Origin of the sequence: Psychrobacillus vulpis, assembly GCF_006861825.1 — a bacterium.
In the GTDB taxonomy this organism is placed as follows: Bacteria; Bacillota; Bacilli; order Bacillales_A; family Planococcaceae; genus Psychrobacillus; species Psychrobacillus vulpis.
Genome location: NZ_VDGI01000012.1, coordinates 128,352 through 143,125, shown reverse-complemented (window position 1 = coordinate 143,125; position 14,774 = coordinate 128,352). Strand labels below are relative to the sequence as shown.

Here is a 14,774-nt window from a genome sequence, read left to right as displayed (position 1 = left end):
CTAGGGATAGTGAGTAATTCTGGATGAATGACAAGGAGTGAGCATGTTGAAAAAGGTAGTTGTAATAGGCGGAGGAATTACAGGTCTCTCTACAATGCATTATTTACAAAAAATAAAATTAGAAAAAGCATTAAACGTAGAATTGGTTCTAGTTGAATCTAATGATCACTTAGGAGGAAAGATCCACTCGGTGAAGCATAAAGATTTTATTATGGAAACGGGAGCAGACTCGATTGTTGCTCGAAATGAAGGAGTTATACCTTTAGTAGAAGAGTTAAATTTACAAGACGAACTTGTTTATAATGCGACAGGTATTTCATATATTTACACAAATAACGAGCTACACGCTATTCCAGAGGATACGGTTTTTGGTATACCTACAAGCGAAGAGTCTTTAGAAAGTAGCACATTAATATCGGATGAGGGTAAAGAGGAAGCATTAAAAGACTTTGAGTTAAAAAATGTGAGTTTTACGAAAGAAAGCTCAATTGGATCGTTTTTAGAGCATTTCTTAGGAAAAGAATTAGTTGAAAAACAAATTGCTCCTGTGTTGTCAGGCGTATATTCAGGGGACCTGGACAAGCTAACCATGGCTTCTACTTTACCTTATTTGGTAGATTATAAAGATGAATACGGTAGTATCATAAAAGGTTTGGGTGCAAATAAAGAGCAGTTCCAAGCTGCAGCAAATAAAAAATTTATCTCCTTCCAAAATGGTCTTTCAACTTTGATCGATCGTTTGGAACAAGAGCTTAACGATTCTACCATTTTAAAAGGTGTACATACAACGAAAGTAGCGAAAAAAGAGGATAAATATGAAGTCTTCTTTTCTAATTACGAGTCAATCGAAGCAGACTACGTTGTGTTAACGACTCCACATGATGTAGCACAAACACTTTTACAAAATGCAGAATTAGATGTCGATTTTAACAAGCTGAAAAACTCTTCTCTAATAAGCATTTATCTTGGTTTCGATATCCCAGATAATCAGCTTCCAGCTGAAGGTACAGGTTTTATTGTTTCAGAGAATAGTGATGTGAATTGTAATGCATGCACGTGGACAAGCCGTAAATGGAAGCATACATCAGAAAACAGCCATTTGCTCGTTCGAATGTTCTATAAAAGCTCAAATCCGGCGTATGTCGATATGAAACATATGAGAGAGGAAGAACTTGTTCAAGTCGCTCTTCAAGATATCGAAAAGAGCTTGAAGCTTAATGGCAAGCCTTATGTCGTAGAAGTGACCAAATGGAATGATCTAATGCCAAACTATCATATGGAGCATGGTCAAGCGGTTAAATCTTTACAACAGAAAATGACTGCTCAACTTCCTAATGTAGTGCTTGCAGGATGTTCTTACTTCGGTGTTGGCATAGGCGCTTGTATTAAAAATGGTAAAGAAACAGCAGAGTTAATTGGTGAGAATATAGCTAAATAAATTTTCTAATAGAAAATATTCATGTTTGGACCAAAATTTAATTTTGGTCCTTTTTTAATTGGCAAAATGAAATTGTTGGTGTTTTAGTGAAATTTACAATTTTAGAGTGTATGTTAAGATGCGGTTGGGGGTGGTTTATTGTTAGTAAAATCGCGTTCAAATGAATTTAGTTTAATTGGACTGCAGTTGTTAGATAAGCGTTTGCCACAGATGCATGAGATGAAGGAATTAATACATTCGAAGATGCATATGGCCAAGGCGGGTATTTATGGTGAAGTGCTAGTAGAAAGTGTGTTTCGGAAGTATTCATTTCCATTTGAACATGTTGTGCTCCATGATGTTAGCCTGAACTCATATGGAAATTTTCAAATTGATACGTTGTTTTTGACTCAGTATTTTGCAGTGATTTTAGAGAGTAAGAACATTGCCGGGAAGTTGAGTTTCCAGCAGAATCCTCCACTATTAATGAGAGAAAATGATGAAGGGAAAGTGGAGATGTTCGAGAGTCCAGAGACACAGATTGAGCGGAATATATACTTGCTCGGCGAGTGGTTGCGAATAGGAGGAGTGAACATTCCTATATATGGCGCCATTGTGCTGACGAATTCTAAAATTTTGATAGAAGATCCACCTAAGAAATATCCTGCTATTCTTCCTCAAACAAACCCCGTATTTCTAAGGAATATGCCACGAGAAAAAGTATATTTAGAGGTATATGCATTGCATGGATTAGCTAAGAGAATCGCTGTAAGCCATCAACACTACTTTCCTTATCCAATGTGTAGTCGCTGGGGTATACTTCCGAAAGATTTGCTGACGGGTGTACACTGTGAGAAGTGTGAATCTTTTGGAATGGTGAAACAGAAAGGGGGGTGGAGTTGTCCACGGTGTGGTCATTTGGACAAGCTTGCACATGAAAAGACAATTAAGGAGTGGTTTGTTTTGATTGGAGAAACTATTAATAATCGGCAATGTCGATATTTTTTGCAGTTAGATTCTTATCATGTAGCATCTAGACTACTAAATTCAATGAATCTAGAGAGAAGTGGAAAATCCAAAAACACGATAATTTATCAGTGGAAATGGTGAATCGCTCAATCTTGGGTGAAAATCGCTCAATCTCCTCTCAGAATCGCTCAATCTAGGCACACAATCGCTCAATCTCCGCCTAAAATCGCTCAATCTTCCGAAAGAATCTAAAAAAGGTTTACCCGTGGGCAAACCTTTTTAATCGGCTAACTTCAAACTATGTTTCACTCGTTTCAATTGAGCCACGATAATAATGCTAATGATGACAAGCAAAAACCATGAACTTATTTTTCCGATATGAACGAGCGACCAGGAAGCTTCCTGGTTCGGGTATTGCCAAGCTCCGAAAAAAGTAGTGATATTTTCAGCAATCCATATAAAGAAGCCAATCAATAGAAAAGAGAGAATCATTGGCATTTTATAAACTTGCTCGTTAAGTTGAAACGTGACAATTGTTCGGAAAAAAATAATGACTAGTAAGCCTTTTAAAACCCAGCGAATGTCATAAGTAAAATGGTGAGCAAAAAAGTTCAAATAGATTAATACGCTTATACCAACAGCAAAAAAGGGCTTTGGCCAGTTGTAAATATGTAAATCTAATCGTCTCCAACTTTGACAAATGTAGCTTGCTACGCTTGCATACATGAATCCACTATATAAAGGCACTCCAAAAAATTTACTATAAGCTTCTTCGGGATATGTCCAAGAGCCCATATGTACTTTAAATAATTCAAGCGCTAGACCTATCACGTGAAATAGGCAAATAACTTTGAACTCATCCCATGACTCAAGTTTGGTGACGAGCATAAATACTTGAGCCGCTAAACAAATAATTAATATAAAATCATAACGCGGTAAATAGGGAATAGTAATGAGTTTTGATATAGCGAGAGCGGCAAAAATGATAACTGGAAATATGCAGGAAAGCGCCTGTAAATACACAAATTGTAGAAAGTTTCTCATAATAAGCCTGTCCTCTGTTTTCTTAATAATAACTACTTGGATATGGACGAATCAAACTTATTCTGGTTTCATCCCTAAAAAAAGCCAGCTATTTCATAAGAAATAGCTGGCTTATCGTTTAGTTTTTCTTTTCTACTTCTGTCTCTTTAGCTTCTAGTTTGTTAGCATCTTTTTCTTCATCATTTATGATATCTCGTGTAGAGGTTTTAAATTCTTTTAATGTTTGTCCAACAGCTCTACCTAGTTGAGGAAGCTTTGATGGGCCAAAGATAACTAAAGCTATTATTAGAACAAGTATTAAACCCGGAATTCCTATGTTTGGCATGAAATTTCCTCCTATTCTTTTTTCTCACTACAAATATAACATATTCAGCAGAAAATTGCGTTTTCCTGTATTTAGGAGGGGGGTCTCTACGTCTTAAGCCTTACTAATTTTCCTTCTCAAGCCCGTTTGGAAAAAGTTGTACATAAGGGATGATTAAAACAGCAGATAAGGGGGCAAAATGCTACCTGTGGACGAGGTGAAGAAAATGGAAAAAACCATCTATATTATTTTAAGTAATACAGGAACATTATTTTCGAAAGCTATTGGTGTATATACGAGAAAAGAATTAAATCATGCATCTATTGCTTTCGATGACGAACTGAATGAGATGTATAGTTTCGGAAGGAAAAATAAAAATAATCCTTTTATAGGAGGATTCATTAAAGAAGATCCTACAAATGGACTTTTTAAGCGCGCAACCTGTGCGATATACAAATGCCAAGTTACTTTGCAAGATTACAATCGGATGCGAAATAAAATCCGTCTTATTGAACGGCAAAAAGAGCTCTATAAATATAATTTAATCGGACTATTTGGTGTAGCGATGAATATAAAAATCGAACGTGAGCATGCTTTCTTCTGTTCACAATTTGTCGCAACGATTATGAATGAATGCCAATCATCTAAGCTACATGTATCACCGTGTTTAGTTCAGCCTCATCATTTCGAGGAACTTTCTTCGTTAAACCTTTTGTATAGAGGAAACTTACAAACTTATCTATGTAGTAAACGAGAAAAAGAAGAGAGAATACAAGTCGGTGAGTGGGAGCAATTTACGTTTCAAATGCAGGCATAACCTAATGTTGGAATATTTGTCTTCCTATCTGGACAGTATATAGATGAATAGAATCTATATAGGGTTTAGGAGGACGAAAGGTGACAAAAGAGAAATCCAACTATGAGACAAATTTGGATGATGAGGATACGTTAACAAATAGACAAGGGCATCCGATTACAAATAATCAAAACATAAGAACTGTAGGAAATCGCGGACCTGCAACGCTTGAAAACTATGATTTCATCGAAAAAATTAGCCATTTTGACAGAGAACGTGTTCCAGAACGTGTCGTACATGCTCGTGGTGCTGGTGCGCATGGTTATTTCGAAGCATATGGAAAAGCTGGAGATGAACCCATCTCGAAGTACACTCGTGCAAAACTTTTCCAAGAAAAAGGAAAGCAAACACCAGTTTTTGTACGTTTTTCATCAGTTATTCATGGCGGTCATTCTCCTGAAACATTGCGCGACCCTCGGGGATTTGCGGTTAAATTTTACACAGAAGATGGTAACTGGGATCTTGTGGGGAACAATTTAAAAATTTTCTTTATTCGAGATGCGATTAAATTTCCAGACATGATTCATGCCTTTAAACCAGATCCTATAACGAATATTCAGGATGCTGAGCGTTTCTTTGACTTTTGTGCAAGCTCGCCTGAATCGTTTCATATGGTCACGTTCGTTTATTCTCCGTGGGGAATTCCAGCGAACTATCGAATGATGCAAGGTTCAGGAGTGAATACGTATAAATGGGTGAATAATGAAGGCAAAGCAGTCCTAGTAAAATATCATTGGGAACCGAAACAAGGAATTCGTAACTTAACGCAAAAAGAAGCAGAAGAAATACAAGCAAAAAACTTTAATCATGCGACTCAAGATTTATATGATGCAATTGAAAAAGGTGATTTTCCAGAGTGGGAGCTACTCGTTCAAATTATGAGTGATGACGAGCATCCCGAGCTGGATTTTGACCCTCTAGACGACACAAAGCTTTGGCCGGAAGACCAATTCCCATGGATGACCGTTGGAAAAATGGTGTTAAATAGAAATCCAGAAGATTATTTTACTGAAGTGGAGCAAGCTGCATTTGGTACTGGAGTGCTCGTAGATGGCCTTGATTTCTCGGATGATAAAATGCTGCAAGGTCGTACTTTTTCTTATTCAGATACACAGCGTCATCGTGTAGGTTCGAATTATTTACAGTTGCCTATTAATGCTCCGAAAAAGCGAGTAGCGACCAATCAAAGCGGTGGTCAAATGCAATACAAATTGGATCGGGCTCCTTTCCAAAATCCGCATATCAATTACGAACCGTCTATACTAGATGGATTACAAGAAGCAAAGCAAGTAGGAAAAGAATATACACCTATGATTAAAGGAAATTTAGTTCGTCAATCCATCGATAGACAAAACAATACAAAACAAGCTGGAGAAACGTATCGGAAATTTGAACAATGGGAAAAAACCGAGCTCATTTCGAATCTTATAAACGATCTTTCCAGTTGCGATAAAAGAATTCAAGAAAAAATGATTGCTTTAGCGGAAGAAGCAGATAAAGAGTACGGCCGTCATTTAAAAGAAGGCCTAGCACATGCCCATAAAGGTGGATCAAGCAATAAACCACTAGGGAATCGCGGTGGAGATCAAGCACCAAAAGAAGCAATTGAAAAAAGTAATGAAGCAGAACCATATTAAATTACGAACCCCATTACCTAAGTAATGGGGTATTTTCATTTAAAAAAGAGTAAAATTAATTTTAAGAAATTGGAGGGATTAGGATGAGTAACTATAAAGTAATATTATTTGATTTAGACGGAACACTTTCAGACCCCAAAGTAGGTATAACGAAATCTGTTCAATATGCTCTAGGGAAGATGGGGATGGCTGAGCCAAATTTGGAAAGTTTGAATTGCTTCATAGGACCTCCACTTCAAGTTTCATTCGAAGAGTATTATGATTTCGATAAAGAACAAACGAAAAAAGCAATACAATATTACCGACAAAGATTCAAGGAAAAGGGAATGTTTGAGAACGATGTTTATGAAGGAATCCCTTTGTTATTAAATTCTTTAAAGAAACTTTCATATAAACTAGTTGTTGCAACATCAAAACCAACAGTTTTTGCAAAGGAAATTCTAGAGTATTTTCATATAGAAAATTATTTTGAACTTGTCATTGGAAGTAATCTTGATGGGACAAGATCTGCTAAAACAGAAATTATTCAATACATTTTAGATACATACGAAGAATATGAAAAAGAAGATTTTATCATGATAGGAGACCGGAAACACGATATTATAGGTGCAAATAATACGGGAATTGACTCCATAGGAGTTACTTATGGATATGGTTCTATGGAAGAACTACAAGATGCTAACGCTACTTGGATTGTGAAAAATGTGGATGAATTAAAGAATCTATTAATCACAAAGTAATAGTTCGTTTAAGGGGATATAAAATAGGTTTTGTTCAGAGTCTAGTGAAATTATAAATGCTGTGAGAATAGCAGTGGAAGCAAAATTACCACACACATTTTTGCGAGATACCATTTTTACACACCCAACAATGAGTGATTCGCTTAATGATTTGTTTTCTAAAGTAGAATAACTAGATTGTATTGACTCTAAAGTTTACTCCTTTAAAATGAGTGGTATAGAAGGAGTGTTGAACGATGGGTTTAATTGGGTTTGCAGCAATTTCACTTGCTATATTGTTTGGATTATTTGTACTTGCTATTGCAGTTTTTGTTTTATTGAAGATGGGGAAGAAATAAAGAAAGAGTGGACCAGTTATCATATGGTCCACTCTTTTGTATGATTAATTATTGTATTCTGGACGACTTAGATCGATTGTGTAGGATAGGTTTTCTAGTTTTTCAAGCTCTTCTCCATCCTTGTAATTAATAATTGTGGGTACAATCGTCAACTCTTTATAGGACTTTTCTTTTGTCGGTACGAAGTATGTGTAACGCATATTTAACCGCTTATTTATATACTCCCCTCCTTCACCATCTCCAAAAATAATAGGTACTGGATCTCCGTTTTCATCAAAAATATTGTAGATAAGTTGTTTCCCTGTATCTCTTAATGCTATATAGTGTTCGACCGTTTCCTTTTCCTCAAATGACAAGATAATGTTAGATGGATAAAAAGATATATCTTTATACAAAATGGATAATTCTTCATTTTGTTTTTCTTTTTGAATATCAAGGACAGTATGGTCGCCTTTTGAAACAATTGGAATCGGCACCCACGAGTTGTCGGATTTGATGGAGAAATTAAACTCCTCTGGTAATGGCTTTTGTGTTTTTAGAATGTATACTCCGGCATAAAGACCATCGGACACAGGTTCTTCCTGCATATCAATTCGTAAATGTTTTCCCCACTCTTGATATCGTATATCGTTAATTTTATAAATCATACGATCTAATAGTTTTATCACTTCCCTCTGGCTATTGGCTTCTACGACGAAACTAATGGCTAATCGACTACCATCAAACATCGTTTCCTCTATTAGAAGCTTATGACCATCTATTTGCATTTCAAGACTATGTTCTGTAGCAATTCCTTGTTTGACGGATGTTTTTATTCCTTCATCTGTTACTTGTAGCCATTCAAAAAGTGATCCTACTACCGGAATAGATTGAAGCGTTGTGGCCATTGCTGGAGAAAAGATGGAACCGACAATAATGGATAAAAACAAAACAGCGGCGGCGATAATCCCCGTAGTTCGGGCTTTAAATTTTTTTTTCGGTAATCGTTCGAATGCCTTCTGAATGCCTAGTTCAACAGATTCAGGTAAATCATCGTTTTGTTTTTCTGTTAAAAACTTTTCCCACTTGTCCATGAATGTTCCTCCGTTTCTTTTTCAGTTAAGTAATCTTTCATTTTTTGTCTCGCTCGGTGCATTTTACTTTTTACTGTGTTTTCGGGCAAATCTAGTACGTCTGCTATTTCTTTGATGCTCAACCCAACCGTGTAAAAAAGTATTAATAGTTGTCTATGGTCATTAGATAAATGGTCCAACGCTTCTTCAATTTCAAGATAGTCAGACATGGGATGATTGTAAGAAGGCTCAAGAATCGAATCTAATGGAATAATGTTAGTTGACTTCCTTAGTAAGTGGTAACTTTCATTCATCACAATGCGTATCAACCAAGTTTTAAAATAGGATGGCTCCTTTAATTTATGAATGTTCAAAAATGCTTTGATGATACTTTCTTGAATCGCATCCGCGCAATCTTCATCGTTTTTCAAAATTGTTTTAGCCATGTAGTACATTGCTTGTTTGTAATGGGTGATTAAAAGTTCAAATGAGGTTATATTACCTTTTTGTGCCTTTTTTATAAGTTTGAGTGTGTCCAATTCCGTATGCTCCTTTCTGCACTTATCTCTTAGATGAAGAAAAGAGTTGGAAAGTTCCATGTTGATTTAATAATATATTTCAAGTGTAACAAATGTGAATCAATAACTATTTTATTTAAAAAAGATTATAATAGAAGAAATAGCTCGATGGTTTGGAAGGCACTGAAAAACTTGATCCTAGTATGTTATAGGAACTACGCGACGCATGAGAGAAGCGAATGCTAAAGCACTAAATTCTAGTAGCTGTTATTTGTTAGAGAATTTATTAGAATGCCACTTTTTAGGGCACTTGTCCTTTGAGTGGGTTTTTATTTTGGAGGGAATACATATGAAACTAGTTTCTTGGAATGTGAATGGACTTCGTGCATGTGTGCAAAAAGGTTTTATAGATTATTTTAATGAAGTGAATGCAGATATTTTTTGTTTGCAGGAGACGAAGCTGCAAGAAGGACAAATAGAGTTGAACCTAGATGGGTATTCACAATATTGGAATTATGCTTTGAAGAAGGGGTATTCTGGAACTGCTGTGTTTACAAAAGTGAAGCCACTTTCAGTGAAATATGGTGTGGGGGAAATAGAGACGGAAGATGAAGGGAGAATTATTACTCTTGAATTCGAAGACTTTTACTTAGTAAATGTATATACTCCGAATGCAAAACGTGATTTAACAAGACTTCCTTACCGTATAGAATGGGAAGATGACATGCGTGCATATTTGAAAGAGCTTGATAGTGTGAAGCCTGTCATTATGTGTGGGGATTTAAATGTGGCACATGAGGAAATTGATTTGAAAAACGCTAAGTCCAATAGAGGTAACTCTGGTTTTACCACTGAAGAACGTGGAAAGATGACAGACTTATTAGCTGAAGGATTTGTGGATACATTCCGTTATTTTTACCCAGATCGAGAGGATGCTTATTCATGGTGGTCTTATATGAATAAAGTGAGAGAGCGGAATATTGGATGGAGAATTGATTATTTTATAGCTTCTGAAAGATTGGCTCCGATGCTAAAGGATGCATCTATTGATACTCATGTACTAGGTAGTGATCATTGCCCAGTTATTTTGGAACTTCAGTAAATGAATTCGGAGTAAAGATGTGAAATATATATAATTTTTTTCAAAAGGTACACTACTTTAGCAAAATGGAGTACAATATTGCTAAATCAACTATCTGGAGGTCCCTAATGATGAATGCTTTAGCTGTACAATTAAATGAAAAAATGCAAAAAGAGAGTCCTGCAATTTATGATATGTTATCTGATTTAGGAAAGAACTTATACTATCCAAAAGGTATCCTAAGTCAAAGTGCAGAAGCAGGGAAAAAAGCACATCGTTTTAACGCAACTATTGGAATTGCAACGGAAAATGGAGAACCTATGCATTTCCGTCATATACAAGAAAAATTAGGGTATGCTCCAAAAGATATCTACCCATATGCTGCACCACAAGGAAAAGAATTATTACGTTCTATATGGAAAGAAAAATTATTAGCTGACAACCCTTCTATGCAAAATAAATCAATTGGTCTACCAATTATTACTAGTGCACTGACGCACGGGTTAAGTATTGCAGCGGACTTATTTATGAATCCAGGTGACGTACTTATTACACCAGAGCAATATTGGGGTAACTACAATACTGTGTTTCAAATTCGAAGAGGCGGTCGTGTTGAAACATTCCCATTGTTTAACGAAAATGGCGGGTTCCATGTAGATGCTTTCCGCGAAACATTAGAGAAACAAAAAGAAAAAGCGATTGTATTATTAAATTTCCCAAACAATCCAACTGGTTTCACACCATCTATTGAAGATGCAAATGCAATTGTTCAAGTAATAAAAGACGTAGCAGCTTCAGGTACTAAGTTAGTTGTTTTATTAGATGACGCTTATTTTGGATTATTTTATGAAGATTCTATTAGAGAGTCACTATTTGGTCTATTAGCAGACATACATCCTAATATTTTGCCGGTGAAAATCGATGGTGCAACGAAAGAAAATTATGTATGGGGATTACGTGTAGGGTTTATCACATATGCGGCGGATCCAGATGTTTTAGATGCACTAGAGCAAAAAACAAAAGGCATCATCCGAGGAACAATCTCTAGCGGATCTCATATATCACAAACGATTCTTTTGGAATCTTTACAATCTGAAGAATACTTAAAAGAAAAAGAAGAAAAATTCCAAATTATGCAAGGACGTGCGGTGAAAACGAAACAAGTGCTTGCTAACGAAAAATACGCTCCATTTTGGACTTACTATCCATTTAACTCTGGTTATTTCATGTGCTTAAAACTCAATGATATCGATGCAGAGGAACTTCGACTTCATTTACTAGACAAGTATGGAGTTGGCGTAATTGCTAGCAATAAAACAGACATCCGCGTTGCATTTTCATGTGTAGAAGAAAATGATATTGAAGAGCTTTTCGATTTGATTTACGAAGGATGCCAAGACTTATCAAAATAATGACCTGAAAAGTAAAACTGTCCAATGCTTCATTGTATTGGACAGTTTTTAATTATTTTAAGAAGTATATAGAAGTGATTAATTATCCAAGAAAAAGGGTAAATGGTGTATACTTAGTTCAATAGTTATGAGAAGGGGATATTCATGAAAAACAATTATTCAGACGATGGTTTAGCTTTACATACAGATTTATATCAAATAAATATGGCCGAATCTTATTGGGCTGATAATATGCATGAAAGAAAATCAGTTTTTGAATTATTTTTCAGAAAGCTTCCGTTTGGAAATGGATACGGAATTTTTGCAGGACTTGAAAGATGTCTGGATTTTTTACGAGATTTTCATTTCACTGAAAGTGATCTAGAATATTTACAGCAAGAGCTCGGATATCGAGAAGATTTCATCGATTATTTACGTACAGTTCGTTTTACCGGAGATGTCTATTCGATGGTTGAGGGGGAGCTTGTGTTTCCTAACGAACCTATTATGCGAATCGAATCCACATTAGCAGAAGCGCAGCTTGTGGAAACAGCATTATTAAATATTGTGAACTACCAAACGCTTATTGCTACTAAAGGATCTCGTATTAAACAAGTTATAAAAGATGAAGTTGCGATGGAGTTTGGATCTAGACGTGCACATGAAATGGATGCAGCGATTTGGGGTACTCGAGCAGCGTATATAGGTGGAATTGAGTCAACAAGTAATGTCCGTGCAGGGAAAATGTTTGGTATACCTGTTTCAGGGACACATGCACATTCACTTGTTCAAGCGTATAAAAGTGAATATGAAGCTTTTCATTCATATGCAAAAAGACATAAAGATTGCGTCTTTTTAGTGGACACGTACAATACGTTGAAAACGGGTGTACCTACAGCGATAAAAGTGGCAAAAGAGCTTGGTGATAAAATTAATTTTATCGGAATTCGTTTAGACTCTGGAGATATTTCGTTCCTTTCAAAGGAATCTAGAAAAATGCTAGACAAAGCTGGATTTACTGATGCGAAGATTATTGTTTCAAATGATTTAGATGAATATACAATTTTAAACTTAAAAGCACAAGGAGCAAAAGTAGACAGCTGGGGTATTGGAACGAAGCTTATTACGGCGTACGATCAGCCTGCACTCGGTGCAGTTTATAAAATTGTTTCTATTGAAAACGAAGAAGGCAGAATGGAAGATACGATCAAAATTTCATCTACAACAGAAAAAGTAACAACACCTGGCCAAAAGAAGCTTTTCCGAATTATCGATAAAGAAAATGGAAAAGCGGAAGGTGATTACATTACGATGCATGATGAAGATCCAACGCATGAAGAACGTTTAAAAATGTTCCATCCAGTACACACATTTGTATCGAAGTTTGTGACGAACTTTGAAGCGAAAGACTTACATGTAAAAGTTATAGAAAATGGACAAGTTATTTATGAAAATCCGACTTTAGAGGAAATGCAAAAATATGCTCATGACAACTTAGATTTGTTATGGGATGAATATAAGCGTTCACTGAATCCGGAAGAATATCCAGTCGATTTGAGCCAAAAATGTTGGGACAATAAGATGAGAAATATTCAAGAAATAAAAGAAATGGAACACAATCTTATTGCACAAAATGGAGGTTTCTAATAATGTCTACAAAGCAACTAGAGATTATCGAAGCGTTAAAAGTAAAACCGATCATTAATGTGGAAGAAGAAATTAGACTAAGTATTGACCTTATGAAAGCCTATTTAACAAAGCATCCATTCTTGAAGAGCATGGTATTAGGTATTTCTGGAGGGCAAGATTCAACACTTACAGGTAAACTTGCACAACTTGCAGTGGATGAATTAAATGAAGAAGTAGGCGAAGAAAAATATACTTTTATAGCAGTGAGTCTACCATATGGTGTGCAATTTGATGAGGTAGAGCGTCAAGACGCATTAGAATTTATTCAACCATCAAAGCGAATTACAATCAATATTAAAGAAGCGGTGGATGCAAGTGCACGTACACTTGCTGAAGCTGGAGTCACATTGTCCGATTTTGCAAAAGGAAATGAAAAAGCAAGGGAACGAATGAAGGCACAATATTCTATTGCTGCTATGTACAGCGGTGTTGTTCTTGGTACCGACCATGCAGCGGAAGCAGTCACTGGTTTTTATACAAAATATGGTGATGGCGGTGTGGATTTAGCACCAATATTCCGATTGAATAAAAGACAAGGGAAGCAAATACTTGCGCATTTAGGTTGTCCAGAACATCTATACTTAAAAGTTCCAACCGCAGATTTAGAAGAAAATAGACCTGCACTTCCTGATGAGGTTGCACTAGGTGTAAGCTATGAGGAAATTGATGATTATTTAGAAGGCAAGATAGTTTCCAAAGAGACGCAAGAAATAATTGAAGGATATTATAATCGCTCTATGCATAAACGACATATGCCGATTACAGTATTTGATGATTTTTGGAAGTGATACTTCACTTTTTATCGACTAAATTTATAACAAGAGCCGAGCTGTTTGCATTAAACAGCTCGGCTTTTTTTAAAGATAAGAATGAATAAAACCTGGTATGTCATGAACACAGTATTCATAGTCTTTTGTCAAAGGATTCCGTTACAATCGGACGCTTTCCGCGGGCGTTGCCTCAGCCTCTTCGCTTCAAGGGCACTGAAAAAGTGTTATTCTAATAAATTTTCTATCAAATAGTCCTAGGAGAATTTTGCGCTTTGGCATCCGCTTTCCGCGGGCGAGCGACGAGCCTCCTCCTTCGCTCTGCTTGAGGGGACTGAAATGTCCCTATAATCAGCTTTGCGAAAGAGTTGTACAATAACCCAATAAATAAGAACATCGTTGAAACGGCTCCCTTTCCGCGGGCGTTGCCTTAGCCTCCTCGCTGTGCTGCGGGGTCTTCGGCCAACGCTATTCCCGCAGGAGTGTCGCTTTTTCAACGATTTTCTAGAAATGAAAAAGTATTTATCTTAAAAAAATAGACAGTTTTTCAGTGTCCTCCTCTGCTTCGTGCGGGGTCTCGTCTGTCTCGCTTTCCCGCAGGAGTCTCATGCGTCGCGCTAAATTCTCTTAAATAAATACAGCAATTAGTTCCTATAAAAATACTAATTCGAGTTTTTCAGTGCCCTCCTCGCTTCCCTGTGGGGTCTTCGACTAACGCTTATCCCGCAGGAGCCGCCGCTTTTCACTCCATCCATTCGTTATGAAAAATTATAAAAGAGCTATTATTATATAAATAGTGCGTATCATTTATTTCAACGATTTATATCTAATAGGTGGATGAACATTCAAATTTTTTATTTGTTGTTTGGAGAAGCGTCCGCTCGACTCCTGCGGGAAAGTGTAGCGGTAAGCTTCGGAAAACAGCTGAGATGGACATGAATTGTGTTTACAACTAACGATGTTATGTCCAA

Annotated in this window: 13 protein-coding genes and 1 pseudogene; 10 read left to right on the top strand and 4 right to left on the bottom strand. The window is 36.4% G+C overall.

Annotated features, from left to right (window positions below):
* Positions 1–46: 46 nt before the first annotated feature.
* Both FG384_RS11990 and FG384_RS11985 read left to right on the top strand, forming a co-directional pair.
* Positions 47–1,438, top strand: coding sequence for a protoporphyrinogen oxidase (locus FG384_RS11990; protein ID WP_142642837.1), 1,392 nt, complete (start codon positions 47–49; stop codon positions 1,436–1,438).
* Between the two features lie 138 nt (positions 1,439–1,576).
* Positions 1,577–2,527 (top strand): nuclease-related domain-containing protein, encoded by a 951-nt coding sequence (locus tag FG384_RS11985; protein WP_142642836.1) that lies wholly within the window; start codon positions 1,577–1,579, stop codon positions 2,525–2,527.
* Positions 2,528–2,665: 138 nt separating this feature from the next.
* Here FG384_RS11985 and FG384_RS11980 read toward each other — a convergent pair whose 3' ends face one another.
* Both FG384_RS11980 and FG384_RS11975 read right to left on the bottom strand, forming a co-directional pair.
* Positions 2,666–3,430, bottom strand: a complete 765-nt coding sequence (locus FG384_RS11980; RefSeq protein ID WP_142642835.1) for a DUF817 domain-containing protein — start codon at positions 3,428–3,430, stop codon at positions 2,666–2,668.
* A gap of 118 nt (positions 3,431–3,548) precedes the next feature.
* Positions 3,549–3,755: a twin-arginine translocase TatA/TatE family subunit gene (locus FG384_RS11975; RefSeq protein WP_142642834.1), complete on the bottom strand. Its 207-nt coding sequence runs from the start codon at positions 3,753–3,755 to the stop codon at positions 3,549–3,551.
* Positions 3,756–3,960: 205 nt separating this feature from the next.
* Between FG384_RS11975 and FG384_RS11970 the strand changes: the two genes are divergently transcribed.
* From FG384_RS11970 to FG384_RS20405, 4 genes and pseudogenes are all read left to right on the top strand, one after another.
* Positions 3,961–4,551, top strand: coding sequence for a hypothetical protein (locus FG384_RS11970; RefSeq protein WP_142642833.1), 591 nt, complete (start codon positions 3,961–3,963; stop codon positions 4,549–4,551).
* Positions 4,552–4,631: 80 nt separating this feature from the next.
* Complete coding sequence (locus tag FG384_RS11965; RefSeq protein WP_142642832.1) at positions 4,632–6,227, top strand: catalase; 1,596 nt, start codon at positions 4,632–4,634, stop codon at positions 6,225–6,227.
* An 83-nt stretch (positions 6,228–6,310) separates the two neighbouring features.
* On the top strand, positions 6,311–6,967 hold the full coding sequence (locus FG384_RS11960) for an HAD family hydrolase (RefSeq protein WP_142642831.1): 657 nt from the start codon (positions 6,311–6,313) through the stop codon (positions 6,965–6,967).
* Between the two features lie 43 nt (positions 6,968–7,010).
* Positions 7,011–7,139: pseudogene (locus tag FG384_RS20405) on the top strand (hypothetical protein); the annotation flags it as partial.
* Positions 7,140–7,349: 210 nt separating this feature from the next.
* Here the strand turns inward: FG384_RS20405 and FG384_RS11955 are convergent.
* Positions 7,350–8,378, bottom strand: coding sequence for a DUF4179 domain-containing protein (locus FG384_RS11955; protein ID WP_142642830.1), 1,029 nt, complete (start codon positions 8,376–8,378; stop codon positions 7,350–7,352).
* Complete coding sequence (locus FG384_RS11950; protein WP_166462437.1) at positions 8,354–8,896, bottom strand: RNA polymerase sigma factor; 543 nt, start codon at positions 8,894–8,896, stop codon at positions 8,354–8,356. The genes FG384_RS11955 and FG384_RS11950 overlap by 25 nt, the downstream gene beginning before the upstream one ends.
* 328 nt (positions 8,897–9,224) lie before the next feature.
* Here FG384_RS11950 and FG384_RS11945 point away from each other — a divergent pair, with 328 nt between their 5' ends.
* The 4 genes from FG384_RS11945 (at position 9,225) to nadE (ending at position 13,824) form a co-directional block, all read left to right on the top strand.
* Complete coding sequence (locus tag FG384_RS11945) at positions 9,225–9,977, top strand: exodeoxyribonuclease III (RefSeq protein ID WP_142642828.1); 753 nt, start codon at positions 9,225–9,227, stop codon at positions 9,975–9,977.
* Between the two features lie 110 nt (positions 9,978–10,087).
* Entirely contained in the window at positions 10,088–11,368 is a 1,281-nt protein-coding gene (locus tag FG384_RS11940) for an aminotransferase class I/II-fold pyridoxal phosphate-dependent enzyme (RefSeq protein ID WP_142642872.1), read from the top strand.
* A gap of 144 nt (positions 11,369–11,512) precedes the next feature.
* Positions 11,513–12,994 (top strand): nicotinate phosphoribosyltransferase, encoded by a 1,482-nt coding sequence (locus FG384_RS11935; protein ID WP_142642827.1) that lies wholly within the window; start codon positions 11,513–11,515, stop codon positions 12,992–12,994.
* Positions 12,995–12,996: 2 nt separating this feature from the next.
* Positions 12,997–13,824 carry an ammonia-dependent NAD(+) synthetase gene (nadE, locus tag FG384_RS11930; protein WP_142642826.1) on the top strand — a complete coding sequence of 276 codons (828 nt, stop codon included), beginning with the start codon at positions 12,997–12,999 and terminating at the stop codon, positions 13,822–13,824.
* Positions 13,825–14,774: the final 950 nt, after the last annotated feature.

Coding starts and splice junctions, on each gene's coding strand:
- FG384_RS11980 (WP_142642835.1), bottom strand. CDS start 3,430: ATGAGAAACTTTCTACAATTTGTGTATTTACAGGCGCTTTCCTGCATA.
- FG384_RS11975 (WP_142642834.1), bottom strand. CDS start 3,755: ATGCCAAACATAGGAATTCCGGGTTTAATACTTGTTCTAATAATAGCT.
- FG384_RS11970 (WP_142642833.1), top strand. CDS start 3,961: ATGGAAAAAACCATCTATATTATTTTAAGTAATACAGGAACATTATTT.
- FG384_RS11960 (WP_142642831.1), top strand. CDS start 6,311: ATGAGTAACTATAAAGTAATATTATTTGATTTAGACGGAACACTTTCA.
- FG384_RS11955 (WP_142642830.1), bottom strand. CDS start 8,378: ATGGACAAGTGGGAAAAGTTTTTAACAGAAAAACAAAACGATGATTTA.
- FG384_RS11945 (WP_142642828.1), top strand. CDS start 9,225: ATGAAACTAGTTTCTTGGAATGTGAATGGACTTCGTGCATGTGTGCAA.
- FG384_RS11940 (WP_142642872.1), top strand. CDS start 10,088: ATGAATGCTTTAGCTGTACAATTAAATGAAAAAATGCAAAAAGAGAGT.
- FG384_RS11935 (WP_142642827.1), top strand. CDS start 11,513: ATGAAAAACAATTATTCAGACGATGGTTTAGCTTTACATACAGATTTA.
- nadE (WP_142642826.1), top strand. CDS start 12,997: ATGTCTACAAAGCAACTAGAGATTATCGAAGCGTTAAAAGTAAAACCG.